A 25062-nucleotide genomic window follows, 5' to 3' on the forward strand; every position below is an offset into this window, starting at 1 on the left:
TCTGCCCGTCCGGCGGACGGGCAGATCAGTCGAGTCCGCGGACGAAGTCGGCGAGCAGTGCCGTCACCGCTTCGGGCTTCTCCTGATGGGCGTAGTGGCCGGCCCCGTCGACGAGTTTCAGGATCCGTCCGGGGGCGTGCCGCACGCAGCGTCGGAGGGTCGCGGCGAGCACGTAGGGATCCAGCGCGCCGTGCAGCTGCAGGATCGGCAGGGTGAGCTCGACGTCCATGGCCTTCATGAAGCGGCGACCGTCGGGACGCCACTGGCTGCGGAACGCCCAGCGCTGGTATTCGAGGGTCAGGTGCGCCGTGCCCGGGATGCGGATCGCGGTGCGCAGCCGGTCGACGACATCGGCGAACTCGTCGGTGCGTCGCCAGTCCGGGCCGCACCGCACACGCATCAGCCGTTCGATCTCCAGGCCCTTGTCGCGAACCAGCTTCCGTTCGGGACGCCACGGCAGCTGGTAGGCGAGGAAGGTCGGCACCAGAGCCCTGCGTTGCGCGCGGTCGCGCAGGGTCGCGTCGCGCAGCGAGATGGGGTGCGGGGAGTCGACGACCGCGATGGCCCGCACGACATGCGGATGGATCACCGCGGTCGCCCAGCACACGAGGCCCCCGTCGGCATGGCCCACGAGGACCGCCTCGGTGTGCCCGAGCGCGCGGATCAGTCCCGCGATGTCGTTCGAGAGCGTCCAGCCGTCGTATCCGCGGGGCGGCTTGTCCGTGTCGCCGTAACCACGCAGGTCCACCGCGACCGCCCGGTAGCCGAGATCGGCGAAGGCGGTGAGCTGGTGACGCCACGACCACCACAGGTCGGCGAAGCCGTGCACGAACACCACGAGAGGTGTGTCCGGGTCGTGCGGACCGGCTTCGACGGCATGGAAGCGGATGCCGTTGGCGTGGATATCTCGATGCGTCCACGGTCCGGGATACCGGACCGTGGACGGGTCGGGGACGGGCACTGGCTGTTCCGGTTCGTCAGCGGGTGACGCGGCGCGGCGCGGCGTGGCGCGGGCCGTCCGCATCGTGTCCGTCCTGGCTGCTCGGGAGGATCGACGCGGTCTGCTTGAGCGAGTCGATGGTCTTGTTCGGTGCGCGCAGCTTCCGGACCCGCATATAGCCGATCAGGGCCAGCAGGCCCGTCACCACCAGCATGATCAGGAAGACGATGAGGAAGGCGAGCCAGCGCGCCACCCAGACATCGAGGAGTTCGGCGAGAAAGAAGAAGAAGAAGAACGAACTGAAGGTCAGCACGGCGAGCGCGAGGATGAAGAACAGGCTGCCCTGCACGCCCTTCTTGACCTCGCCGGTCACCTCGGCCTTGGCGAGCTGGACTTCGGCGCGGAACAGTGTGGACAGCTGTGTCGCTGCGTCGCGTACCAGTTCGCCCACACTGGCATCGCGGGGTGTCGGAGCGTCCACCTTCGTCAACGGGATGCCCGAAATGCTCGACGGGACTCCGTTCTCCGGACGATTCGCGTTCGTCACGCTCACTACTCGACCCCTTCGGTTGGTTCGTTCCGTTGGCGGTGGGCGCGCCCACGCCGTAACAGTAGCGCCGACCCGAGGACAGAGGCGATCAATGATGTCACCAGCACGGCGGCCTTGGCGATCTCGGCGGGCTCGCCACCGTGGATGTCGCCGAGCGAAAGTTCGGCGATGAGCAGGCTCACCGTGAACCCGATGCCGCCGATCACGGCGAGCGCGAGCACGTCTCCCCACATCAGCCCGGTCGGGCGGGTGGCGAGACCGAGCCGGATCGAGATCCAGGTGGCGCCGAAGATCCCGACGGTCTTGCCGAGGAGCAGTCCGAGGACGACGGACTGGCCGACAGGATCGGTGAACACCTGGCCGAGCATCTCCGCACCGATGGGTACACCGGATGCGAACAGGGCGAACAGCGGGACGCACAGACCGGCGGACCACGGTTGGATGTGGTGGACCAGCCGCTCGGCGGGTGCGTAGTCCTCCCCGGGATCGGTGCGGACACGGGTGAGCAGGCCGAGGAGGACCCCGGCGACGGTCGCGTGGATGCCTGCGTTGTGCATGGCGTACCAGGTGAACAGTGCGAGCGGCACATACAACCACGGCGTGGTGATGCGCTTCTGCTGCGCGAACCAGTACGCCGCCGCTGCGGCCACTGTGGCGAGCAGCCACGCGACGGCGAGTCCCGAGGTGAACAGGATCGCGATGAGCGCGATGCCGATGAGGTCGTCGACGACCGCCAGGCTCAACAGGAACACCCGGGCGCTGGTGGGGATGCGCGAACCGGTGAGGGCGAGCACGCCGAGAGCGAAGGCGATGTCGGTCGCGACGGGGATCGCCCAACCCCGGTCCATTCCCGGCGCACCCCAGCCCACGACGGCTGCGATGACGGCAGGAAGGATCACGCCGCCGCATGCGGCGATCACGGGCAGGATCGCCTTCCTGCGATCGGCGAGTTCGCCTGTGACGAGTTCGCGCTTGAGTTCGAGGCCCGCGACGAAGAAGAAGACGGCGAGCAGGCCGTCCTTGGCCCAGTCGCCGACCGAGAGGTGCAGGTGCAGGAACTCCGGGCCGATCTCGAAGTCCCGCAGAGCGAGATAGGAGTCGCCGAAGGGGGAGTTGACCCAGATCAGCGCTATCGCTGCGGCGATGAGCAGCAGTGAACCGCCGACCGTCTCGGTGCGGAGGAAGCGACCCAGAGGTGCGGTCCAGGTGGGTGAGGAGGTGTCGGACACGGGCGTCTTTCGCTGGGCGGATACGGGCACGGGCGAACCGTCGCCGACCAGACTTCCCGGCACACCGGGGAAGAGTCTAACGCCGGACGGAGGGCGCACGTAGGGGTGTCCGATTTGCGGTGGGCGGAAACTCGGGTGTTCACTTTCCTAGTAAGTGGGATCTGGTCTCAGAATGTGAGTGGAGTAGTGGGGATGGTTCAGTGAGCACATCGGTCGGAGTCGAGGACGGGGGTTCCTCGCTCGTCGCAGGCGTTCCGCGCCGGCGCATCGTCGTCGCCAGCATGGTCGGCACGTCCATCGAGTTCTACGACTTCTACATCTATGCGACAGCCGCCGTCTCGGTCTTCCCGCACCTGTTCTTCCCGCAGGGCAACAGCACGACCGCGCTGCTCGCCTCCCTCGCGACCTTCGGTATCGCTTTCGTCGCCCGCCCGGTCGGATCCGTCGTCTTCGGGCACTTCGGCGACCGCATCGGCCGCAAGGTCACGCTCGTCGGCTCGCTCCTGACGATGGGCATCGCGACCTTCCTCATCGGCCTGCTGCCGACCTATCACCAGGCCGGGCTCATCGCACCGGCGTTGCTGGCGCTCATGCGCTTCTGCCAGGGCCTGGGTCTCGGTGGGGAGTGGTCGGGTGCGGCGCTGCTCGCCACCGAGACGGCCGAACCCGGCAAGCGCGCCTGGGCGGCGATGTGGCCGCAGCTCGGCGCACCCATCGGCTTCATCGGCGCCAACGGCCTGTTCCTGATCATCACGCTGGCGCTCGGCCACGACAACGGCGACCCCGACCTGTCGAGCGCCTTCCTCGAATGGGGCTGGCGCATTCCGTTCCTGCTCAGCGCGATCATGGTGATCATCGGGCTGTACGTGCGGCTCAAGCTCGAAGAGACGCCGGTCTTCGCCAAGGCCGTCGCCGAGGGCAAGAAGGTCAAGACGCCTCTCGCCGAGGTGTTCAAGAACAGCTGGCGTGAGCTGATCATCGGCACCTTCGTCATGCTCGCGACGTACACGCTCTTCTACATCATGACCACCTGGGTTCTGAGCTTCGGAACGGGCAAGACCCCCGAGGAAGGTGGCCACGGTGCCGGTTTCCAGTACGCGGACTTCCTCGTGCTGCAGCTGGTCGCGGTGCTGTTCTTCGCCGCGGCGGTTCCCGTCGCCGGGTGGCTCGCCGACCGCTACGGTCGCCGCTCGACCCTGCTGGTCGTCACGGGCGCGATCATGGTGTTCGGCCTGTGCTTCCAGTTCCTGCTGTCGAGCGACGGCATGAGCTCCGGACGCATGCTGTTCTTCCTCATCGTCGGCATGCTGCTCATGGGTCTGACTTTCGGGCCGCAGAGTGCGATCCTGCCCGAGCTGTTCCCGACCAACGTCCGCTACACGGGTTCCGGAATCTCGTACAACGTGTCGAGCATCCTCGGTGCCGCGGTGGCCCCCTTCATCGCGACGTGGCTGGCCACGAGCTACGGCGTCGGCTGGGTGGGCATCTACCTGCTGATCGCCGCGGCGACGACCTTCGTCGCGCTGCTCGTCGTCAAGGAGACCCGCGACCGGTCGCTCGACGAGGTGTAGTCGTACCGACCGCGAAAGGCCCCTTCCGGATCCGATCCGGAAGAGGCCTTCGTCGTTCGGCTACTTGCCGCGGATCGCGTCGAAGACGGCCGGATCGACGAGCGTCGAGGTGTCGCCGAGCTCGCGGCCCTCGGCGACGTCGCGCAGCAGGCGGCGCATGATCTTGCCCGACCGGGTCTTCGGCAGTTCCGGCACAACGGTGATCTGACGGGGCTTGGCGATCGGGGAGATCTCCACCGCCACGTGATCGCGCAGTTCCTTGATGAGCGTGTCGCCGGTGTTCTCGACGTGCTCGCGCAGGATCACGAACGCGACGATGCCCTGACCGGTGGTCTCGTCCGCCGCGCCGACGACCGCGGCCTCGGCGATGGACGGGTGCGACACGAGCGCCGACTCGACCTCCGAGGTGGAGATGCGGTGACCGGAGACGTTCATGACATCGTCGACGCGGCCGAGCACCCACAGCGCTCCGTCGTCGTCGTAACGCGCACCGTCGCCGGCGAAGTACCAGCCCTGCTCGGCGTAGCGCGACCAGTAGGTCTCGCGGTAACGCTGCTCGTCGCCCCAGATGCCGCGCAGCATAGCCGGCCACGGCTGATCGAGCACCAGGTAGCCGTTACCGCCCGCGCCGAGCGGGGTGGCCTCGTCGTCGACGATCTTCGCCGAGATACCGGGCAGCGGCGCCATCGCCGAGCCGGGCTTGGTGGCGGTGATGCCGGGCAGCGGCGAGATCATGATCGCGCCGGTCTCGGTCTGCCACCAGGTGTCGACGATCGGGGCCGAATCCGCGCCGATGACCTCGCGGTACCAGCGCCACGCCTCCGGGTTGATCGGCTCGCCGACGCTGCCGAGCAGACGGATCGACGACAGGTCGTGGGCGTCGGGGATCTCGCGACCCCACTTCATGAACGTGCGGATCAGCGTCGGGGCGGTGTAGTAGATCGACACCCCGTACTTCTCGATGATCTCGAAGTGCCGGTGCTCGTTCGGCGAGTTGGGGGTGCCCTCGTAGACGACCTGGGTGACACCGTTGCTCAGCGGGCCGTAGACGATGTAGCTGTGGCCGGTGACCCAGCCGATGTCGGCGGTGCACCAGTAGACGTCCTTGCCCGGCTTGTGGTCGAAGACGTAGTGGTGGGTGTACGACGCCTGCGTCAGGTAGCCACCCGAGCTGTGGATGATGCCCTTGGGCTTACCCGTGGTGCCCGAGGTGTACAGGATGAACAGCGGGTGCTCGGAGTCGAACGGCTGCGCTTCGTGCTCGGGGGAGGCCTTCTCGACGGTCTCGTGCCACCACAGGTCTCGCCCTTCGGTCCACTCCACGTCGATGCCGGTGCGCGCGACGACCAGCACGTGCTCGATCGACTTTGCGTCGGCGACGGCCTCGTCGGCGGCGTTCTTGAGCGGCGCGGCCTGGCCGCGCCGCCACTGCCCGTCCACGGTGACGAGCAGCTTGGCCTGCGCATCGTCGATGCGCGAGCGCAGCGCCGACGACGAGAAGCCGCCGAAGACCACCGAGTGGGTCAGGCCGAGGCGCGCGCACGCGAGCATGGTGACGATGGCCTCGGGGATCATCGGCATGTAGATCGCGACGCGATCGCCGGCGACCAGGCCGAGCTCGGTGAAGGTGTTCGCGGCGCGGGAGACCTCGGCGAGGAGGTCGTTGTAGGTCAGCGACCGGCTGTCGCCGGGCTCGCCCTCGAAGTGGATGGCGACCCGATCGCCGTTACCGGCCTCGACGTGCCGGTCGACGCAGTTGTAGGCGACGTTGAGCTTGCCGCCGACGAACCACTTCGCGAACGGAGCGTTCGACCAGTCGAGCACTTCCGTCCAGGGCTCCGCCCAGTCGAGTCGTTTCGCCTGTTCGTCCCAGAATCCGAGCCGATCGGCGTCGGCCGCGGCCTGCAGTTCCGGACCGGCGTTGGCCGTGGCGGTGAACTCCGGGCTCGGCGGGTACGCCTTCGATTCGTGCTCCTGGGCTGCGCTCGTCATGGTGCAGGGCCTCTTTCCGGGATGGTTCCATTCGGGCTCTTGTGAGCGTAATCATCTGTGACCGGCGCCGCACCGTTGCATCGATATGCAACCCCGTCACTTTCGCTCATCGGTCGAATTCGCGCGACGAACGGCATTCGGGCACGACCGGTGAACCTCTCGTCCGTCCACCGCGTGCGCGCCGGTACCGTCGTCGGCGTGACCGACCCTCTTCAGCCTCTCGTCGACCTTCCGGGCGTACGCGACGCCGCCGACCGTGCCCGCGACGCGCTCGCGGAGGTGCATCGTCATCGAACCAATCGGCGTGGTTGGGCGAACACCGCCGCGGAGGCATCGGTGCGGGCCGCCCGCGCCTCGGCGTCGATCGACGGCGGGTCGATGGAACTTCCGCAGCCGGGGGAGAGTGGCGATCCGATCCTGGCCGGAGCGCTGCGGGTCGCGCAGTCGCTCGACGGCGACGCGCTCGACAACATGGTCGCGACGTGGCGACGTGCCCCGCTTCAGGCACTGGCCCGCCTGCACCTTCTCGCTGCCGCGGATCTCGTGGAGGACGCCGAGGAGCTGGGTCGTCCGCGGACGGAGCCGGGGGTCGCCGAGCGTCTCGACGGGCTCGCGCAACTCGTCACCGGGGGGACGAACGCCCCGGCGCCCGTTCTCGCTGCGGTCGTGCACGGTGAACTGTCCGTCCTGAAGCCCTTCGGGGTCGCCGACGGCATCGTGGCGCGGGCCGCGTCCCGGCTCGTGTGCGTCGCGTCCGGACTCGATACGCGCAATCTGGGCGTACCGGAGGTCCACTGGATGCGCCGGTTGCAGGCCTACCGCGACGGGGTCGCCGGATTCGGGGCGGGAACCGTGGAGGGCGTCGGCGGCTGGGTGCTCTTCTGCTGTGGGTCGCTCGAGGCCGGGGCTCGTGAGGCCGGCTCGATCGCCGAGGCGTTCGCCGGCTGAGTGCCGGGCGGGGCTTCGCCGGCCGAATCGCGGCCTGTACGCGAAACCCCCTGCACGCGAAAGCGGGTGGCATATCGATCGAGATCGATTCCGCCACCCGCTAGCACGGGCGGTCCGAGTTACCATGCGTGCTGAAATGGGTTGTGATTCAACGGCCTCGGCGATGATCCGGGTATCGTCGATTCGTCCTCGCAACGGGTGCGGGGTACTCGTCTTCGAAAATCCGGAACTCGCAGGCCCACAACACTCGTGCCCTTATAGTGGCATCGGCTTCGCGTGGGTACTCGGTGTCCGTGCTGGGAAGAACAGTCGGGAGATCGAATCTTCTCTTCCGATTCGGTCTTGGCCTTCCGTCCTTCCGTAACTCCTTTCTACCCCGTCCGCGAGATGTCGGCAAGCCCCCGACGGCAATGTTTGTTCTCGATTTCGCGGCGAGTGACCCTGAGTGTCAACGCATCCGGCGCTTGGCCAGTCGGCGGGTGGCACCCAGTATCAGTGCGGTCGCTCCGAGGGTCGCGGCGAGCGTCGCCAGGGCGCGCGGCGACGGACGGGCACGACGTCCGAGCGGTACGGGCCGGGCGAAAGTGAGAACAGGCCAACCGTTTTCGTTTGCTTCCCGGCGCAGCGGGCGGTCGGGGTTGACCGCGCGCGGATTGCCGACCTCCAGCAACATCGGCAGGTCGGTGGCCGAATCGGAGTACGCGTAGCTGCGGGAGAGATCGTAACCGTACTCCTCGGCGAGCTCGCGGATCGCGACCGCCTTCGCCTCCCCGAAGCAGTAGAACTCGAGCTCGCCGGCGTAGCGGCCGTCGACGATCCGCATCCGGCTCCCCGTGCTGTGGGAGGCACCGAGTGTCCGGGCGATCGGAGTCACCACTTCCTGGCCGGATGCGGACACGATGATCACGTCGTGACCGCGGGCCCGGTGATCGGCGATCAGATCCTTCGCCTCCGCGTAGACGAGCGGTGTCACGACGTCCTGCAGGGTCTTCTCGACGATCGATCCGACCTGCTCGACATCCCATCCTTTGCACATGTGCGCGATGTGTTCTCGCATCCGGTCCACCCGGGCCTGATCGGCCGCCGACAACAGGTAGAGGAGCTGGGCGTAGGTGCTCTGCAGCACGGCCCGGCGGCTGAGGAGACCCTCCTCGAAGAACGGCCGGGTGAACGCCAGCACGCTCGACTTGGCGATGACGGTCTTGTCGAGATCGAAGAACGCTGCGATGCGAGCCGAGTCCGGTGAGCCCCCCGTCGACGGGGCCGGTCGGGACGGATTCACGGACGTATCGGTCACGATCACCACAATAGGGGCGCGCCGCGCCGGTGTTTGAAGTTGCAAGCAGTCACGCCTAGCGGTGTACTATCGCGAATGCCCGGGTCGATACTCGGGTTGTGTTCAGCCCGACCCCCCGGGGCTGAACGCAGACGGCCCTCGCCTCCTCCCCCCTGGCGAGGGCTGTCGCTTTGTCCGAGGCCTTTTCCACACGTCTCCGTACTGTCTTCTACACCCGCCGACCTGCGCACAGGTGCGACGAGGGTGCGCACGGCCGGGTTGTCCACAGGCCCCTGATCCATCCACAGGCGGGGCTTCCGAGGCCGTTTCCGCGACACTCACGACCCCGTAGCGGGGCAGCCTGTCGGGCATGAACGACATCCTCGGACTGGTCGACGATCCCGCGCTGGTCGCCGACCTCCATCGTGTGGTCGCGGCGGCCGACCGCACACTGCACGAGATGTCCGTGCCGGTGCCCCGCAGGGCGTGGACCGACGCGGCGATCGTCGTCCTCGATGCGTCCGCCGCAGCGGCATGCGCGGCCGGATATCCCCGCCGCCCCGGCGTGATCCTCGTGTGCAGCGGGACGGCCGGCCTGGCGGACTGGCAGGCCGCCGCGACCGTCGGCGCCGAACACGTCCTCGCCCTCCCGTCCGAGGAGGTGGAACTGCTCTCGATCGTCGCGGCCGCTGACGAGCCCTCGACGGGTGCCGGCACCGTCCTCGCGGTCGTCGGAGGATGCGGGGGAGCGGGCGCGTCGACCTTCGCCGCCGCACTCGCCTGGGCCGCGGGGAACGACGAACGACGCGACACCCTGCTCGTCGACGCCGATCCGTTCGGCGCGGGACTCGACGTCCTGACCGGTCTCGAGGAGTGTCCGGGAGTGCGGTGGTCCGGTCTCACCGTCGACGGTGGACGGGTCTCGGCGCGTGCCCTGCGCGACGCCGTACCCGTATGGGCATCCGGGGTGGGCGTCCTGTCCACCGACCGCGAGAACACCGATCGGCTCACCGCCGTCGCCGCAGAGTCGGTCGTCGACGGGGTGCGCGGAGCGGGAGCAACCGTCGTCTGCGATGTGGGGCGCAGCTTCGACCCGGTCGCCGACGCGGTGATCGCACTGGCCGACCTCACCGTCGTCGTCGTGCCGGCCCGGATCGGTGCGGTGCTCTCCGCTACCCGGGTCGCCCGCACGCTCGCGGCGCGGGGTGAACCGGCCGGAGTCGTCGTCCGCGGGCCCGCACCCGGTGGCTTGCGAGCCGTCGACGTGTCCGACGCGGTGGGCCTGGACGTGCTCACCTCGATGCGTCCCGAGCCGGGCTTGAGCGAGATGCTCGAACGCGGGGGCCTGCGGCTGCGGTCACGCTCGCCGTTGCTCGGTGCGGCGCACGACGTGCTGGCGGCCGTCGGGGCCGACCGCGCCGGCCCGGGACGTGCGGCATGACCGGGACCCTCGGGGACGACCTCCTTTCGCGGGTCCGCGACCGGCTGGCCGACGAGACCGGGGAGCTCACTCCGACCCGCGTCGCCGCAGCCCTGCGCGCGGAATCCGGTGGAGTACTCGGAGACTCCGATCTGCTTGCGGCACTGCGGCATCTGCAGACCGAACTGACCGGTGCGGGCCCGCTCGAGGATCTGCTGGCAGACCCGGCCGTGACCGACGTGCTCGTCACCGCGCCCGATCGCGTCTGGGTGGATCGTGGCAACGGGCTGCACCTGACCGAGGTCACCTTCCCCGACGAGGCCGCGGTCAGACGACTCGCGCAGCGATTGGCGCTGTTCGCCGGGCGTCGGCTCGACGACGCCCAGATGTGGGTCGACGGCAGGTTGCCCGGGCACGGTGAGTTCGGTGTCCGGCTGCACGCGGTGCTCTCCCCGGTCGCGCAGGCCGGGACGTGCCTGTCACTGCGGGTCCTGCGGCCCACGACCCAGGGACTCGAAGCACTGCGGGATCGCGGTGCGGTCTCCGAGGTCGCCTATCGGTTGCTGCTGCGCATCGTCCGCGCGCGCCTGGCCTTCCTCGTCGTCGGCGGCACGGGTGCGGGCAAGACGACGATGCTCGCGGCGCTGCTCGGCGCGGTGGATCCGGCCGAACGCATCGTCTGTGTCGAGGACGCCGCCGAACTGGTCCCGGCCCACCCGCACGTGGTGCGCCTCGTGGCACGGGCACCCAACGTGGAGGGCGTCGGTGAGGTCACCGTCCGCGATCTCGTGCGGCAGGCGCTGCGGATGCGACCGGACCGCATCGTCATCGGCGAGGTGAGAGGCGCCGAGGTCGTCGATCTTCTGACCGCGCTGAACACGGGTCACGACGGCGGCGCAGGGACCGTGCACGCCAATTCGCCCGACGAGGTGCCCGCGCGACTCGAGGCTCTCGCCGCACTCGGCGGCCTCGATCGAGCGGCGCTGCACAGCCAGCTCGTCGCCGCGGTGCAGGTGATCCTGCACGTCCACCGCGGCAGCGACGGAGCGCGACGTCTCGTGGGGATCGGCGTGGTCGAGCGGGACCCCGTCGCAGGCGTGATCGTCACACCGGCATGGACCCACGACAGGGGCGACGAGCACGGCATGGACGCCCTCGAGCGGATCCTGCGTCGACGGGATGCGCCGTGAACGCGACGATCCTGTGCCTCGCGGCGGCGCTGTTCGTCCTGCCGTCGTCCTCGGCCCGCCGTCGACTGCGACGCGGGGTGCCCGACGCGGCGCCGCGCCCGATACCGCGCGCCCTAGTCGTCGGGGTGATGGTCGTCGTGCTCGCGACGGTTGTGGTGTGGGCGGGAATCACACCGGCTGTGGCCGGCGCGACCGTAGCGACGACCGCGGTGTGGCGTCGCCGAGCCCGGCGCCGCGCTGCTGAGCTCGATCGGCAACGACGGATGTTGCTGTCGGGACTCGACACCGTGATCGCCGATCTGCGGGTGGGGACGCATCCCGCCGACGCGTGCGAGACGGCGGCCCGGGAGACGGCCGGGTCCGTCGCCGATGCCTTCCGGGTCGCTGCGGCCCGGGCGCGACTCGGCGGGTCGGCGGCACACGGACTACGTTCGGCCACAGCATCCTCGAATGGTGTCGCCGACAGTCTGGGTCGTGTCGCCGATGCGTGGGCCGTCTCCGACCGCCACGGTCTCGCCCTCGCCGAACTGCTCGGGGCCGCGCGTATCGATCTGGCCGCGCGTATGCGGATCCGTGCCCGTACGGAGGCCGGACTTGCCGGTGCTCGGGCCACGGCGACGGTTCTGGCGGGACTGCCGGTGCTCGGGGTGGGTCTCGGGCAACTCATGGGCGCTGCTCCGCTCGGCATCCTCCTCACCGGTGGGCTCGGCGGCGTCATGCTCGTGGTCGGCACTGCGCTGGTCTGTGTGGGTCTGCTGTGGACGGACCGGATCGCGGCACGGGTGAGGGCATGAGCGCGACGTGGGCGGTGTTGCTGGGAGCGGCCTCTCTCGTCGTCGCACCGACCCCTCGTGGAACCACCCGCTTGTTCTCCACGAGAACCCTTGCTGCCGCGTCGGATACAACTGAACCCGAGACCGACCCGCACGCGTTTCCCGCTGCCTTCGATCTCTTCGCGGCGTGCCTGCGCGCAGGGATGCCCGCCGGTTCTGCGGCGCGGGTCGTCGCGGAATCCGCTCCGCCCGACCTCGCGGCGGCGTTGCGGAGAGGTGCCGACCGATTGGCGCTCGGAGCCGATCCGGCCGATGCGTGGGGAGGTCCGGGAGCGGTCGACGCGCTGGACGATTTCGCCCGCGCGGCAAGACGATCCGCGAAATCCGGTGCGCCCCTGTCGGACACCGTCGCCGAACTCGCGGTCCGGCATCGCGCCGAGACGGAGGACCGGGTCGCCGCCGAGATCGATCGGGCCGGAGTACTCGTGAGCGGGCCGCTCGGTCTGTGCTTTCTGCCTGCCTTCGTGTGCCTGGGCATCGTGCCGGTCGTCGTCGGCCTGGCGCGGGACGTCCTGGGTGCGGGTCTGATGTGAACGTCGGCGCGGACGGTCCGCGCCGCTCGGATGGGAGGGACGGAAGATGGGGAAACGAACAGTGACCGAAGCGTTCGCACACGGTCTGCGTGGTCGCCTCGGCGGGCTCGTCGTGCAGGACGACGGCATGTCGACGGCGGAATATGCGATCGGGACCATTGCGGCGGCGGCTTTCGGGGCGGTGCTGTACACCGTGGTGACCGGCGATTCGATCGTGTCCGCGCTGACGGGCATCGTCGAGCGTGCCCTGAACACGGCGGTGTGATACCGACGCATGCGAAAGATGCTCGGACGACGCTGGTTACGCGCTTTCGTTCGTGAGGACGAAGGCGGGGTCACCGTCGAAGCGGCTCTCGCCGTCGCAAGCCTGATCACGGTGCTCGTGCTGTGCCTCGGCGCGGTGCTGGGCATCGCGTACCAGGTGCGGTGCCATGACGCCGCCCGTGAAGCCGCCCGCCTCGCCGCGCGGGGAGATCAAGCGAGGGCGGTCGATGTGGCCACGCGAGTCGCGCCTCCGGACGCACGCGTGGCGGTACGCGAGGAAGGAGATCTGATCGTGGCGGTCGTGACTGCGGAGAGTCCGCTGCTCCCGTTGCTGACCCTCACGGCCGAGGCGGTGGCGGTGCGCGAGCCGGAAGGAACGCGATGAGGTCGGGCCCGTCCCTCCTCGGCGACGACGGGAGCGCGAGTGTGATCGGCTGCGCCGTGATGGCCGGACTCATCGCGATCACGGCCACGTTGCTGCACGTCGGGTCGGTCGTCGTCGCACGTCATCGTGCGCAGGCGGCGGCCGACCTGGCGGCGGTGGCGGTCGCCTCGGCACTGGACCGCGGGGTCGTGGAGGCTTGCGAGGCGAGCGAGGCGATCACCACACGGATGCGAGTACGATTGCGGCGCTGCGAGATCGAAGAGTGGGATGCGCTCGTCGAGGTCACCGCTGAGGTGTCGGCTCTCCTCGGCGGGAAGAAGGCGACGGCCGTCGCGCGAGCCGGTCCTGCCCGATGAGGCCCGTCGGCGGTCGCTCGCGGCCGTATCCAGCGCATTCGCGCTCGTTGCTTGCCTGTGCTCGCATCCAGCGGTTGCCGCCCGACCCGTACACGAAGCGGCTGCTGGCAGCCGTTCCCGTCCCGGATCCGGCCGAGTAGGCGCGCCGGTGGCCTGAATCGCCGTCACCCCTCGATCGCAGCGAGGACGGCATCGAGGACGGCGACCGCCCCGGACTTGTCGAGCGGATCGTTGCCGTTCCCGCACTTGGGGGAGTACACGCACGACGGGCATCCGGCGGCACATTCGCAGGCCGCGACCGCATCGCGGGTCGCGCTGAGCCACTTGGTGATCCGGTGGTATCCGCGTTCGGCGAATCCGGCGCCGCCGGGCTGTCCGTCGTAGACGAAGACGGTGGGCAGCCCGGTGTCGGGGTGCAGATCGGTGGAGACGCCGCCGATGTCGCCCCGATCGCACGTCGCGAGCAGGGGGAGCAGGCCGATAGCGGCGTGCTCGGCGGCGTGGAGTGCCCCGGGCACGCGATCGGGGGTCACCCCGATCCGGTCGAGCAGGTCGGGGTCGATCGTGTACATCACCGCGCGGGTGTCGAGCGTGTGCTCGGGCATGTCGAGGGGAATCTGGTCGAGCACCTCTCCGGACGGCAGGCGGCGCAGATAGCCGACCACCCGGTGCGTCACCTCGACCCCCACGGACGCGACGGTGACGGGTCCGAACTCGCGGTGTTCGTCGACGGAGATGCAACAGATGTCGGTGATCTCGCGTGCGCTCGTCGACCATTCCGGGTCCTCGGCGTGCACGAGGGCGATGCCGTCCTCGAGATACAACTCGTCGACGACGACGGTCTCACCCTGGTGCAGGTGCACAGCTCCGGGATGGACGGTCGCGGGGGCGCGGGCGGCGTCGACGGTGCCGAGCATGCGACCGGTGTCACCCTCGACGATCGAGACCTGGCGGCCGATCCCGCCGCGGATCTCGACATCACCGTGCGGTTGCGTTCCCGGGGTGACGAACCAGCCGTGCGGGCGGCGGCGGATCAGTCCCTGCTCCGCGAGGTCCGTGAGGACGTCGAGCGCGCCGAACTCCTCGACCTCGGCATCGCTGATCGGCAGTTCCGATGCGGCGCAGAGAAGTTGGGGCCCGAGCACGTACGGATTGTTCGGATCGGTGACCGTCGCCTCGACCGGCCGGTCGAGCAGTGCCTGCGGATGGTGCACGAGATAGGTGTCGAGCGGATCGTCCCGCGCGACCAGCACGACGAGCGAACCCTGCCCGCGGCGACCGGCGCGACCGCCCTGCTGACGGAAGGACGCGACCGTGCCCGGGAATCCGGCGACGATCACCGCGTCCAGACCGGCGATGTCCACGCCGAGTTCGAGGGCGTTGGTGCTGGCGACGCCGAGCAGACGGCCGTCGGAGAGCGCGGCCTCGAGGTCGCGCCGGTCCTCGGCGAGGTAGCCCGCCCGGTAGGCCGCCACCCGGTCGACGAGATCCGGTGCCGCCTCGGCGAGAAGCCGACGTGCACCCATGGCCGTGAGCTCGGCGCCGTGACGCGACCGGACGAACGCCAGGGTGCGGGCACCCTCGACGACGAGGTCGGCGAGAAGGCGCGCGGCCTCGGTCCCGGCGGCCCGCCGCACCGGGGCGCCGTGTTCGCCCGTGAGTTCGCGCAGCAGGGGCGGCTCCCACATCGCGACCGTGCGGGGTCCGTGCGGCGAGCCGTCCTCGGTGATCTCGCGGCAGGGTGCTCCGATGAGCCGGGACGCCGCTGCCCCCGGTTCCGCGGTCGTCGCGGAGGCGAGGACGAAGACGGGATCGGCGCCGTACCGGCGGGCCACGCGCCGGAGCCGACGCAGGATCAGGGCGACGTGCGAGCCGAACACACCCCGGTAGGAGTGGCATTCGTCGACGACGACGTACCGCAGGCGGCGCCACAGCCGGGCCCATCGTGCGTGGGCGGGCAACAGCGACAGGTGCAGCATGTCGGGATTGGTGAAGATCCAGCGCGAGTGCCGGCGCGTCCACTGCCGGATCTCGGTGGAGGTGTCGCCGTCGTAGGCACACGCGCACACGGTCGACAGGCCGTCGATGTCGGAGGTCAGTTCGGTGACCGCGCGCAGCTGGTCGGCGCCGAGAGCCTTGGTGGGCGACAGGTAGAGAGCGGTGGCCTGCGGGTCGTCGGCGAGCGCGCTCAGGACGGGCAGCTGGTAGGCGACCGACTTGCCCGACGCGGTGCCGGTGGACACCACCACGTTCTCCCCGCCGGCCGCGATGTCGGCGGCGCTCGCCTGGTGGTGCCAGGGACGCTCGACGCCCTGGTCGCGGAAGGCCCGGACGACGTCCTCGTGCGCCCACTGCGGCCAGTCGCTGTGGTGGGCGGGCCGGGCCGGGATCTCTGCGACGTGGGTCAGCGGTGACTCGCCCGTCGGGGTGCCGGCGAGCAGCCGGTCGAGCAGCTCGCGACCGTAGGTGGGGGCGGTGGCGTCGCCGTTGTGGAGGAAGGGCGAGCCGGTCACGCAGTACTCCGCTGGGTCGGACGAGGTGTCTGTCGAAAACGTCTGTCGGATAGGAATGTGTCGGATACGGCGAGGCTGTGTCGGATGCGGGAGACCCGGGTCCGGGACGAGTGGGGCCACAGTGGCCTCCCGTAACATGGGAGCAACAGCTACCCGTGGGTAATGCTACCGAGACATGAACAAGATCAGGGAATTGGCACGTTTGTGCCCATTCCTACTGTTGCGCGTGCCCAGAACGTGGTTGACTGACACCCGGTCGCAGCTTCTGTGTTCGTAGACTTGGAAAAGTGCACGCTCGCAGGATCGATGGTTGCGAGCGCGGTGCTTTAGCTCTTCCAACGGGGGACTCGAGAAGTACAGCGGTCGGAACCGGGACCTGGCGGATCGCGTACCCGGCGGTTCGTCGAATCCGGTGTTAGAAAGAGAAGGAAAAGCATGGCACAGGGCACTGTGAAGTGGTTCAACGCGGAGAAGGGCTTCGGCTTCATCGCTCCTGAGGACGGCTCCGCCGACGTGTTCGTTCACTACTCCGAGATCCAGGGTTCCGGCTTCCGCACCCTCGAGGAGAACCAGCGAGTCGAGTTCGAGGTCGGTCAGGGCACCAAGGGCCCGCAGGCCACCGGCGTGCGCGCACTCTGATCCACCCGCTCGAGCGAGCAACCGGGCAAGGTCAACCACCTCGCCCGATCGTCCCCCGTCGCCTCAGGTGATGGGGGACGATGCATTTCCGGGACGTGTGCGCGAACCGGTCGTGGGACCTCACCGCCTCGTCGCGCTCACGGAGCCGGGAGAGGAGGACCCGTGAGTCAACTGTCCTTCTTCGGGGCCGACACGATGCCGCCGGCCCTGGCCGACCTGAGCGGCCTGCTCGCGGCACACGGACGTGCGCGTCTCACCGACGACGGCGCGGTGCTGACCGTGGAGGTCGACGCCGAATGGCGCGCCCGTGCGATCGGGCAGCTCGTGACCGACACGGGAGTCGAGGCGGACATCGCCGTCGACGGCGAGCTGTTCACCGTCAGCACATCCGTCGACCCCGCTCTCGTCCCGCTCGCGACCCAGTGGAGCAGCGACGACGGCAAGACGGTCCCGACCGGCTGGGTCCCGTCCTCGCGGGCCCAGCGGGCGTGGTTCCTCGCGTCCGGTCGCGTGGAGGTCGAGGGAGCACAGTATGTTCTCGGTCTGGATGCGACGGCTCCCGACACTCATGCAGTTCTGGCGCAGGCGCTCATGCGCGCCGGCATCGCACCGACCCTGATCGGTACGCACGGCACCGGTGGACCGGGGTTGAGGATCTCCGGCCGGAGGCGTCTGACGAGGCTCGTCGAGAACATCGGTGCACCTCCGGACGCCGACGCGGCACGACGGATCTGGCCGCACGTGGAACCGGGTGATCATCACTTGTGAAGAGCCGTTCCCCGAGGATGTGCGACCCTGTGTGTGGCCGCGTCTGGGGAACGGGTCGGTATACATGTCTTCGAACAAGGCGACATGTCGGCAATGAGGGAAGGTGCGGGCGGCACGGTGGCAGCACGGGAGAAGAGCACTGCGGGCGGTTCGTCGGGCACGCGTCGGCTCGTGATCGTCGAGTCCCCGACCAAGGCGAGGAAGATCGCCCCCTACCTCGGCCGCGACTACGTCGTCGAGGCATCGGTCGGTCACATCCGCGACCTGCCGCGCGGTGCCGCGGACGTCCCCGCCAAGTACAAGGGCGAGTCGTGGGCGCGCCTCGGTGTCGACGTCGATCACGACTTCGAACCCCTCTACGTCGTCAGCGCCGACAAGAAGACCAAGGTCTCGGAGCTGAAGAGCCTGCTCAAGGACGCCGACGAGCTCTACCTCGCCACCGACCCCGACCGCGAGGGCGAGGCCATCGCCTGGCACCTGCTCGAGACCCTGAAGCCCAAGGTGCCGGTCCGGCGCATGGTCTTCCACGAGATCACCGAGCCCGCTATCCGCGCGGCCGCCGAGAACACCCGCGACCTCGACAACGACCTGGTCGACGCGCAGGAGACCCGCCGCATCCTCGACCGTCTCTACGGCTACGAGGTCAGTCCCGTGCTGTGGAAGAAGGTCATGCCCCGTCTGTCGGCGGGTCGTGTGCAGTCGGTGGCGACCCGCGTGATCGTGCAGCGCGAACGCGAGCGCATGGCGTTCAAGTCCGCCGAGTACTGGGACATCGCGGCCACGATGGACGCCGGCGCCGACGCGAGCCCCCGGTCGTTCGGTGCCCGCCTGGTCAGCGTCGACGGTTCCCGTGTTGCCTCGGGTCGCGACTTCGGGCCCGACGGGAACCTGAAGTCGAACGGTGTCGTCGTCCTCGACGAGGACCGCGCCCGCCGCCTCGCGGAGGCACTCGCCGGTGTCGCGTTGACGGTGTCGTCGGCCGAGAGCAAGCCGTACACCCGCAAGCCCTACGCGCCGTTCATGACGTCGACGCTGCAGCAGGAGGCGGGCCGCAAGCTGCGGTTCTCGTCCGAGCGCACCATGCGCACCGCGCAGCGTCTGTACGAGAACGGCTACATCACCTACATGCGTACCGACTCGACGACGCTGTCCGAGTCGGCGATCGCGGCGGCCCGCGCACAGGCCACCCAGCTGTACGGTGCCGAGTTCGTCCATCCGACGCCGCGCCAGTACACCCGCAAGGTCAAGAACGCGCAGGAAGCACACGAGGCGATCCGTCCCGCCGGCGACGTCTTCGCGACCCCCGGCGAGCTGCACGCGCGCCTCGACGGCGACGAGTTCAAGCTCTACGAGCTCATCTGGCAGCGCACCGTCGCCTCCCAGATGGCCGACGCGCGGGGCACCACGCTGACGCTGCGCATCACCGGCACCGCGGGCACCGGCGAGGAGTGCACCTTCTCGTCGTCGGGCCGCACCATCACGTTCCCGGGCTTCCTCAAGGCATACGTCGAGAGTGTCGACGAGGAGGCCGGTGGTCAGTCGGACGACGCGGAGTCGCGCCTGCCGAACCTGTCCGAGGGTGCCTCGGTCACCGCGACGAAGCTCGATCCGGACGGTCACTCCACCAACCCGCCGGCCCGGTACACCGAGGCGAGCCTGATCAAGACGCTCGAAGAGCTCGGGATCGGCCGGCCCTCGACCTACGCGTCGATCATCAAGACCATCCTCGACCGCGGCTACGTCTACAAGCGTGGCAGCGCGCTCGTCCCGTCGTGGGTGGCGTTCGCCGTCATCGGCCTGCTCGAGGCGCACTTCGCCCAGCTCGTCGACTACGACTTCACGGCCGGGATGGAGGACGATCTCGACGAGATCGCCTCCGGTCACCGGCAGCGCACCGACTGGCTGACGCGGTTCTACTTCGGCAGCGACGACGGTCACGAGGAGTCGGTCGCGCGCAAGGGCGGCCTGAAGAAGCTGGTGGGGGAGAACCTCGAGGACATCGACGCCCGCGAGATCAACTCCATCCGCCTGTTCGACGACTCCGAGGGTCGCGAGATCCACGTGCGTGTGGGCCGCTTCGGTCCGTACCTCGAACGGATGGTCACCGACCCGAACAACCCCGACGCCGAGCCGACCTCGCAGCGCGCGAACCTGCCCGACGACCTGCCGCCGGACGAGCTCACCCTCGAGTACGCCGAGAAACTCTTCTCGACGCCGCAGGAGGGACGTGTCCTCGGTGTCGATCCGTCGACCGGCTACGAGATCGTCGCGCGGGAGGGTCGCTTCGGTCCCTACGTGACCGAGCTGATCCCCGATCCGGAACCCGAGCCCGAACCGGAGCCGGACGTCACGCCCATCCCCGTCGATGAACTCGGCTCGGAGGGAGAGGGCGGCACGAAGACCGCCACCAAGAAGGCCGTCGCCAAGAAGGCGGCGAAGAAGGCTCCCGCGAAGAAGACCGCTCCGAAGCCGCGCACGGGTTCGCTGTTCAAGACGATGGACCTGTCCACGGTCACCCTGGAAGACGCCCTGAAACTGCTGTCGCTGCCGCGCGTGGTGGGTGTCGATCCGGAGTCCGGCGACGAGATCACCGCCCAGAACGGCCGCTACGGTCCGTACCTGAAGAAGGGCAGCGACTCGCGGTCGCTCGCCAACGAGGAGCAGATCTTCACGATCACGCTCGACGAGGCGCTGAAGATCTACGCGGAGCCGAAGCGCCGCGGCCGGCAGGCCGCCGCCACGCCGCCGCTGCGCGAGCTGGGCACCGACCCGGTCAGCGGCAAGCAGATGGTGATCAAGGACGGCCGGTTCGGTCCGTACGTCACCGACGGTGAGACGAACGCGAGCCTGCGCAAGGGCGACGAGGTCGAGTCCATCACCGACGAGCGGGCGTCCGAACTGCTCGCCGACCGTCGGGCACGCGGTCCCGTCAAGAAGACCGCGAAGAAGACAGCGGCGAAGAAGACGGCCGCCAAGAAGACGGCCGCCAAGAAGACCACTGCCAAGAAGGCAGCGGCGAAGAAGACGACAAAGAAGGCCGCCGCGAAGAAGACGACGGACTGACGGTTCCCGTCGGCGTACGCGGATAACCTCACGGGGTGGACCGCGAACTGCCGTCGGGGATCCCCGGCGTCACACTGTGGCGATCCGAGCCGGGCCGGTGCCTGCGTGGGGGGACCCACGTGTTGCCGGACGGATGCATGGACCTCATCCGGCACGCCGACGGCTTCCCCGTCGCCGGTCCGGACGCGACGTCACAGTTCTCCGGCCGATCGCCGCTGACGGCGGTCCGGTTCGAACCCGGCCTGGGACCGCCGTTCTTCGGCGTCGACGCGAGCGAGCTGACCGATCGACGGGTTCCGCTCGACGATCTGTGGCCGTCATGTCGTGTGCGGCTCCTCGCGGTTCGAGCCGAGGACGATCCCGTCGCTGCACTGGTCGACGCCGTCCGAGGTGCGGTCGACGCACACGATCCGATGGCCGCCCTCGCGCGGGCGCCGGCCTCCGGCACGGCCGTCTCGGAAGTCGCCGCGACCCTCGGCTGGAGCGACAGGACACTGCGTCGTCGCTCGGCGGTACCTCGGGTGCTTCGATGGGCAGGTCGAGGCCGAGCATGCGATAGCACGCGAAGGACCGATCGAGATCGGCGACAGCGAGCCCCACGGCGGAGAAATGAATGGTCATGGCCGACGATGGGACCGAGGACGTGCAGCCGTCCTGAACGTTTCGGACACGTGATCCGGACCCGTCGGACCCGGTCGTTAGGCTGAGCGCATGTCCGGGGTCTTCGATCGTCTCGTCGGTCAACGCGATGTCGAGACCGAACTCGTCGCGGCCGCGGTAGCTGCCCGTCGGGGCGACACCGGGTCGGCGATGACGCACTCGTGGCTGTTCACCGGTCCTCCCGGGTCCGGTCGCTCGGTCGCGGCGCTGTGTTTCGCAGCCGCCCTGCAGTGCACCGACGAGGAGCCTCCCGGTTGCGGGCGATGCCACGCCTGCACCACCACTATGGCAGGCACCCACGGCGACGTACGGCGGGTCGTGCCCGAGGGACTGACGATCAGCGTCAAGTCGATGCGCGACATCGTGCAGGTCGCCTCGCGGCGTCCCAGCACGGGCCGATGGCAGGTCGTGGTGATCGAGGATGCCGACCGCCTCACCGAGGGAGCCGCGAACGCGCTGCTGAAGGTGGTCGAGGAACCGCCGCAGCGAACGGTCTTCCTCCTGTGCGCGCCGTCGATCGATCCCGAGGACATCTCGGTGACGCTGCGCTCGCGCTGCCGTCACGTCGGGTTGGTCACTCCCAGCGCCGACGCCATCGCGCGCGTCCTCGAGGCCACCGACGGCATCGATCCGAAGACGGCGCAGTGGGCTGCATCCGTCAGTGCAGGCCACGTCGGTCGGGCCCGACGGCTGGCCACCGACGAGGGCGCCCGCGACAACCGGACACGTGCCCTCGCTGTCGCCGGCGCGGTCCTGCGCCCCGCCACCACCTACTCCGCAGCCGACGATCTCGGACGCAGTGCCGAGACCGAGGCGAAGGAGATCAGTGCGGAGCGCGACGAGCACGAGACCGAAGAGCTCAGGACCGCTCTCGGTGCCGGCGGTACCGGCAAGGGGGCTGCGGGTGCGCTTCGCGGTTCGGCCGGGGTCCTCAAGGAACTCGAACGCACTCAGAAGTCGCGGAAGACGCGAACCGAGCGCGACATCATGGACAGAGCGCTTATCGATCTCGCCGGTCTGTATCGGGACGCGCTGGTGCACGCCTTCGGATCGCGGGTCACGCTCAACCATCCGGACATGTCGGATCGTGCGGCCGACCTCGCGTCGAGGACCCGGCCGGAGTCGCTGCTCGAGTGCATCGAGGCCATCCTCGACTGCCGGGAGGCGCTCGCCCAGAACGTCAAACCCCGCTTCGCTCTCGCGGCGCTCGCAGCCCGGTTGAGCTCGGCGTTCCGGTAGCCGAAGTGCCGGTTTGCGTCGGGGTGGGGGTAGTCCGCTAGACTTCGGACGCCGAAAGGCTCGCTGCCTTAGCTCAGTCGGTAGAGCATTTCACTCGTAATGAAAAGGTCGTCGGTTCGATTCCGACAGGCAGCTCCACGAAGGCCCCTCACCACGGTGAGGGGCCTTCGACGTTTCTGCGCGCTGTGCGATTCGCACGGATGATGGAGACATGTTGATGGAACTGTTCTCCTTGGTCCTGATCATCGGTGCTCTCGTCGTGGTGCTGCCCATGGCCGTCCGGGTCTTCCGGGACAAGGACCGTTGACGCGAAGCGACCGCGACTATCGGCGCGCACGAGAGCGGTCTCGGACACGGCGCCGAAATCCTCGACAACCCCGTCACCGCGCAGCATGCTTCTCTCATGGCTGAGTCGTTGAAGGACCGGGTTCGGGAGAAGATCCTGCGGCAGCGCGCCGAGGACGGAGGCCGGCCGATCGGCGACGCCGAAGGGGACGACCCTCGCCTCATGGATCTCCGCAGCGACCTCGCGATGCTGGAGCAGGCCGGCGAGGACGATCCGATCGTCCAGCACCTCGCGGCGAAGTACTGGGTCCCCTGAACACCCTCACAACGACGCTTCGTAAGTCGATAAACCAGCTCTGACCTGGCGATTTGGTGTTCTCGGAGATGTTCGCGTAACTTATTCCAGGTCAGAGCGACACGGACACCGACCCGGGCCGAGAGGAACGGGACAACGAGGTTGGACGAAGGCGCCTGCAGATTTCACTGGTTCGAAACCTTCTGGTAAGGTTTGGAGCCGTGCCCGAGAGCCGGAAGGCCCTCGGATGAACAGTCACCCCGGAGTGAACGAATCGGAAGGTTCGGGAGCGATGGTGTGTGCGTGTTCTTTGAGAACTCAACAGTGTGCCGATGAATGTCAGTGCCAAATAATATTTGGTGCGGCCACTTCACTTTTGTGGGTGGTTGTTGCTGGACATCGCATTCTTCCGTCTGCGGTGGTCCAGTGTTTGAGCTAGTTTGAGTTTTTTTGCTAGTGATTTGACTCTTTTGTCTTTGACTGATTGCCCCTTCGGGGTGATTGTGAGTCTTCAACGGAGAGTTTGATCCTGGCTCAGGACGAACGCTGGCGGCGTGCTTAACACATGCAAGTCGAACGATGAAGCCCAGCTTGCTGGGTGGATTAGTGGCGAACGGGTGAGTAACACGTGGGTGATCTGCCCTGCACTCTGGGATAAGCCTGGGAAACTGGGTCTAATACCGGATATGACCTCGGGATGCATGTTCTGGGGTGGAAAGTTTTTCGGTGCAGGATGAGCCCGCGGCCTATCAGCTTGTTGGTGGGGTAATGGCCTACCAAGGCGACGACGGGTAGCCGGCCTGAGAGGGCGACCGGCCACACTGGGACTGAGACACGGCCCAGACTCCTACGGGAGGCAGCAGTGGGGAATATTGCACAATGGGCGCAAGCCTGATGCAGCGACGCCGCGTGAGGGATGACGGCCTTCGGGTTGTAAACCTCTTTCACCCATGACGAAGCGCAAGTGACGGTAGTGGGAGAAGAAGCACCGGCCAACTACGTGCCAGCAGCCGCGGTAATACGTAGGGTGCGAGCGTTGTCCGGAATTACTGGGCGTAAAGAGCTCGTAGGCGGTTTGTCGCGTCGTCTGTGAAATCCCGCAGCTCAACTGCGGGCTTGCAGGCGATACGGGCAGACTCGAGTACTGCAGGGGAGACTGGAATTCCTGGTGTAGCGGTGAAATGCGCAGATATCAGGAGGAACACCGGTGGCGAAGGCGGGTCTCTGGGCAGTAACTGACGCTGAGGAGCGAAAGCGTGGGTAGCGAACAGGATTAGATACCCTGGTAGTCCACGCCGTAAACGGTGGGCGCTAGGTGTGGGTTTCCTTCCACGGGATCCGTGCCGTAGCCAACGCATTAAGCGCCCCGCCTGGGGAGTACGGCCGCAAGGCTAAAACTCAAAGGAATTGACGGGGGCCCGCACAAGCGGCGGAGCATGTGGATTAATTCGATGCAACGCGAAGAACCTTACCTGGGTTTGACATGTACCGGACGACTGCAGAGATGTGGTTTCCCTTGTGGCCGGTAGACAGGTGGTGCATGGCTGTCGTCAGCTCGTGTCGTGAGATGTTGGGTTAAGTCCCGCAACGAGCGCAACCCTTGTCCTGTGTTGCCAGCACGTGATGGTGGGGACTCGCAGGAGACTGCCGGGGTCAACTCGGAGGAAGGTGGGGACGACGTCAAGTCATCATGCCCCTTATGTCCAGGGCTTCACACATGCTACAATGGTCGGTACAGAGGGCTGCGATACCGTGAGGTGGAGCGAATCCCTTAAAGCCGGTCTCAGTTCGGATCGGGGTCTGCAACTCGACCCCGTGAAGTCGGAGTCGCTAGTAATCGCAGATCAGCAACGCTGCGGTGAATACGTTCCCGGGCCTTGTACACACCGCCCGTCACGTCATGAAAGTCGGTAACACCCGAAGCCGGTGGCCTAACCCCTTGTGGGAGGGAGCCGTCGAAGGTGGGATCGGCGATTGGGACGAAGTCGTAACAAGGTAGCCGTACCGGAAGGTGCGGCTGGATCACCTCCTTTCTAAGGAGCATCTGCCCACACACCCCGAACAGTCGGGTGTGGTGTGCGGCCAGAGACCGATTGTCCCCGATCGTGGGACA

The 25062-nt window shown here is 68.1% G+C and carries 21 protein-coding genes, 1 tRNA gene and 1 rRNA gene; 17 read left to right on the forward strand and 6 right to left on the reverse strand.

The genetic code is table 11. The annotated features are described in order from the left end of the window. Window positions 1-25: 25 nt before the first annotated feature. Genes KXC42_RS01930 through nhaA form a run of 3 tightly spaced genes read right to left on the reverse strand, consistent with a single transcriptional unit; the run spans window position 26 to window position 2719 of the window. On the reverse strand, window positions 26-961 hold the full coding sequence (locus KXC42_RS01930; protein WP_219130422.1) for an alpha/beta fold hydrolase: 936 nt from the start codon (window positions 959-961) through the stop codon (window positions 26-28). 16 nt (window positions 962-977) lie between these two features. Continuing rightward, window positions 978-1493, reverse strand: coding sequence for a phage holin family protein (locus tag KXC42_RS01935; protein WP_006552419.1), 516 nt, complete (start codon window positions 1491-1493; stop codon window positions 978-980). Next, window positions 1493-2719 (reverse strand): Na+/H+ antiporter NhaA, encoded by a 1227-nt coding sequence (gene nhaA, locus KXC42_RS01940; RefSeq protein WP_041803540.1) that lies wholly within the window; start codon window positions 2717-2719, stop codon window positions 1493-1495. The genes KXC42_RS01935 and nhaA overlap by 1 nt, the downstream gene beginning before the upstream one ends. Before the next feature lie 200 nt (window positions 2720-2919). Here nhaA and KXC42_RS01945 point away from each other — a divergent pair, with 200 nt between their 5' ends. Then, window positions 2920-4290 (forward strand): MFS transporter, encoded by a 1371-nt coding sequence (locus KXC42_RS01945; RefSeq protein ID WP_006552417.1) that lies wholly within the window; start codon window positions 2920-2922, stop codon window positions 4288-4290. Window positions 4291-4350: 60 nt separating this feature from the next. Here KXC42_RS01945 and acs read toward each other — a convergent pair whose 3' ends face one another. Then, window positions 4351-6282, reverse strand: coding sequence for an acetate--CoA ligase (gene acs, locus KXC42_RS01950; protein WP_006552416.1), 1932 nt, complete (start codon window positions 6280-6282; stop codon window positions 4351-4353). A 198-nt stretch (window positions 6283-6480) separates the two neighbouring features. Here acs and KXC42_RS01955 point away from each other — a divergent pair, with 198 nt between their 5' ends. Continuing rightward, a complete protein-coding gene (locus tag KXC42_RS01955) occupies window positions 6481-7230 on the forward strand; it encodes a hypothetical protein (RefSeq protein ID WP_033097956.1) in 750 nt (249 codons plus the stop codon). 448 nt (window positions 7231-7678) lie between these two features. On the opposite strand, the gene KXC42_RS01960 is transcribed toward KXC42_RS01955, so the two are convergent. After that, window positions 7679-8533 carry an HAD family hydrolase gene (locus tag KXC42_RS01960; protein ID WP_373922178.1) on the reverse strand — a complete coding sequence of 285 codons (855 nt, stop codon included), beginning with the start codon at window positions 8531-8533 and terminating at the stop codon, window positions 7679-7681. 343 nt (window positions 8534-8876) lie between these two features. Here KXC42_RS01960 and ssd point away from each other — a divergent pair, with 343 nt between their 5' ends. Genes ssd through KXC42_RS01995 form a run of 7 tightly spaced genes read left to right on the forward strand, consistent with a single transcriptional unit; the run spans window position 8877 to window position 13487 of the window. Then, window positions 8877-9947 (forward strand): septum site-determining protein Ssd, encoded by a 1071-nt coding sequence (gene ssd / locus KXC42_RS01965; RefSeq protein ID WP_019290220.1) that lies wholly within the window; start codon window positions 8877-8879, stop codon window positions 9945-9947. Beyond that, window positions 9944-11116, forward strand: coding sequence for a TadA family conjugal transfer-associated ATPase (locus KXC42_RS01970; protein ID WP_019290219.1), 1173 nt, complete (start codon window positions 9944-9946; stop codon window positions 11114-11116). Before ssd ends, KXC42_RS01970 begins: the two co-directional genes overlap by 4 nt. After that, window positions 11113-11910, forward strand: coding sequence for a type II secretion system F family protein (locus KXC42_RS01975; RefSeq protein ID WP_219129857.1), 798 nt, complete (start codon window positions 11113-11115; stop codon window positions 11908-11910). The genes KXC42_RS01970 and KXC42_RS01975 overlap by 4 nt, the downstream gene beginning before the upstream one ends. Beyond that, a complete protein-coding gene (locus tag KXC42_RS01980; protein ID WP_219129858.1) occupies window positions 11907-12482 on the forward strand; it encodes a type II secretion system F family protein in 576 nt (191 codons plus the stop codon). The genes KXC42_RS01975 and KXC42_RS01980 overlap by 4 nt, the downstream gene beginning before the upstream one ends. Before the next feature lie 46 nt (window positions 12483-12528). Then, window positions 12529-12747: a DUF4244 domain-containing protein gene (locus KXC42_RS01985; RefSeq protein WP_050993523.1), complete on the forward strand. Its 219-nt coding sequence runs from the start codon at window positions 12529-12531 to the stop codon at window positions 12745-12747. A gap of 9 nt (window positions 12748-12756) precedes the next feature. Beyond that, window positions 12757-13131 carry a TadE family type IV pilus minor pilin gene (locus tag KXC42_RS01990; protein ID WP_019290216.1) on the forward strand — a complete coding sequence of 125 codons (375 nt, stop codon included), beginning with the start codon at window positions 12757-12759 and terminating at the stop codon, window positions 13129-13131. Then, window positions 13128-13487 (forward strand): Rv3654c family TadE-like protein, encoded by a 360-nt coding sequence (locus KXC42_RS01995; protein WP_039586570.1) that lies wholly within the window; start codon window positions 13128-13130, stop codon window positions 13485-13487. The genes KXC42_RS01990 and KXC42_RS01995 overlap by 4 nt, the downstream gene beginning before the upstream one ends. A 164-nt stretch (window positions 13488-13651) precedes the next feature. Here the strand turns inward: KXC42_RS01995 and KXC42_RS02000 are convergent, their stop codons facing one another. Beyond that, entirely contained in the window at window positions 13652-16000 is a 2349-nt protein-coding gene (locus tag KXC42_RS02000; protein WP_219129859.1) for a DEAD/DEAH box helicase, read from the reverse strand. 435 nt (window positions 16001-16435) lie between these two features. Between KXC42_RS02000 and KXC42_RS02005 the strand changes: the two genes are divergently transcribed. From KXC42_RS02005 to KXC42_RS02035, 8 genes are all read left to right on the forward strand, one after another. Next, window positions 16436-16639, forward strand: a complete 204-nt coding sequence (locus KXC42_RS02005) for a cold-shock protein (RefSeq protein ID WP_003935252.1) — start codon at window positions 16436-16438, stop codon at window positions 16637-16639. A gap of 162 nt (window positions 16640-16801) precedes the next feature. Next, the gene (locus KXC42_RS02010) at window positions 16802-17407 is read left to right on the forward strand and encodes a hypothetical protein (protein ID WP_219129860.1); all 606 of its coding nucleotides are present in this window, start codon (window positions 16802-16804) and stop codon (window positions 17405-17407) included. Between the two features lie 93 nt (window positions 17408-17500). Further along, window positions 17501-20470: a type I DNA topoisomerase gene (gene topA, locus KXC42_RS02015; RefSeq protein WP_373922179.1), complete on the forward strand. Its 2970-nt coding sequence runs from the start codon at window positions 17501-17503 to the stop codon at window positions 20468-20470. 119 nt (window positions 20471-20589) lie between these two features. Then, window positions 20590-21177 carry a DUF6597 domain-containing transcriptional factor gene (locus KXC42_RS27580; RefSeq protein WP_306839214.1) on the forward strand — a complete coding sequence of 196 codons (588 nt, stop codon included), beginning with the start codon at window positions 20590-20592 and terminating at the stop codon, window positions 21175-21177. Between the two features lie 4 nt (window positions 21178-21181). Continuing rightward, a complete protein-coding gene (locus KXC42_RS02020; protein ID WP_219129862.1) occupies window positions 21182-22369 on the forward strand; it encodes a DNA polymerase III subunit delta' in 1188 nt (395 codons plus the stop codon). A gap of 62 nt (window positions 22370-22431) precedes the next feature. Continuing rightward, window positions 22432-22507 (forward strand) — tRNA-Thr (locus tag KXC42_RS02025). Window positions 22508-22772: 265 nt separating this feature from the next. Continuing rightward, window positions 22773-22970: a hypothetical protein gene (locus KXC42_RS02030; protein ID WP_006552400.1), complete on the forward strand. Its 198-nt coding sequence runs from the start codon at window positions 22773-22775 to the stop codon at window positions 22968-22970. Window positions 22971-23460: 490 nt separating this feature from the next. Next, a 16S ribosomal RNA gene (locus KXC42_RS02035) occupies window positions 23461-24982 on the forward strand. Window positions 24983-25062 lie beyond the last annotated feature (80 nt).

The organism is Rhodococcus sp. LW-XY12, from assembly GCF_019317345.1.
Classification (GTDB): Bacteria; Actinomycetota; Actinomycetes; order Mycobacteriales; family Mycobacteriaceae; genus Rhodococcus; species Rhodococcus pyridinivorans.

Coding starts and splice junctions, on each gene's coding strand:
- acs (WP_006552416.1), bottom strand. CDS start 6,282: ATGACGAGCGCAGCCCAGGAGCACGAATCGAAGGCGTACCCGCCGAGC.
- ssd (WP_019290220.1), top strand. CDS start 8,877: ATGAACGACATCCTCGGACTGGTCGACGATCCCGCGCTGGTCGCCGAC.
- KXC42_RS01970 (WP_019290219.1), top strand. CDS start 9,944: ATGACCGGGACCCTCGGGGACGACCTCCTTTCGCGGGTCCGCGACCGG.
- KXC42_RS01980 (WP_219129858.1), top strand. CDS start 11,907: ATGAGCGCGACGTGGGCGGTGTTGCTGGGAGCGGCCTCTCTCGTCGTC.
- KXC42_RS01985 (WP_050993523.1), top strand. CDS start 12,529: ATGGGGAAACGAACAGTGACCGAAGCGTTCGCACACGGTCTGCGTGGT.
- KXC42_RS01990 (WP_019290216.1), top strand. CDS start 12,757: ATGCGAAAGATGCTCGGACGACGCTGGTTACGCGCTTTCGTTCGTGAG.
- KXC42_RS01995 (WP_039586570.1), top strand. CDS start 13,128: ATGAGGTCGGGCCCGTCCCTCCTCGGCGACGACGGGAGCGCGAGTGTG.
- KXC42_RS02005 (WP_003935252.1), top strand. CDS start 16,436: ATGGCACAGGGCACTGTGAAGTGGTTCAACGCGGAGAAGGGCTTCGGC.
- topA (WP_373922179.1), top strand. CDS start 17,501: ATGAGGGAAGGTGCGGGCGGCACGGTGGCAGCACGGGAGAAGAGCACT.
- KXC42_RS02020 (WP_219129862.1), top strand. CDS start 21,182: ATGTCCGGGGTCTTCGATCGTCTCGTCGGTCAACGCGATGTCGAGACC.
- KXC42_RS02030 (WP_006552400.1), top strand. CDS start 22,773: ATGGCTGAGTCGTTGAAGGACCGGGTTCGGGAGAAGATCCTGCGGCAG.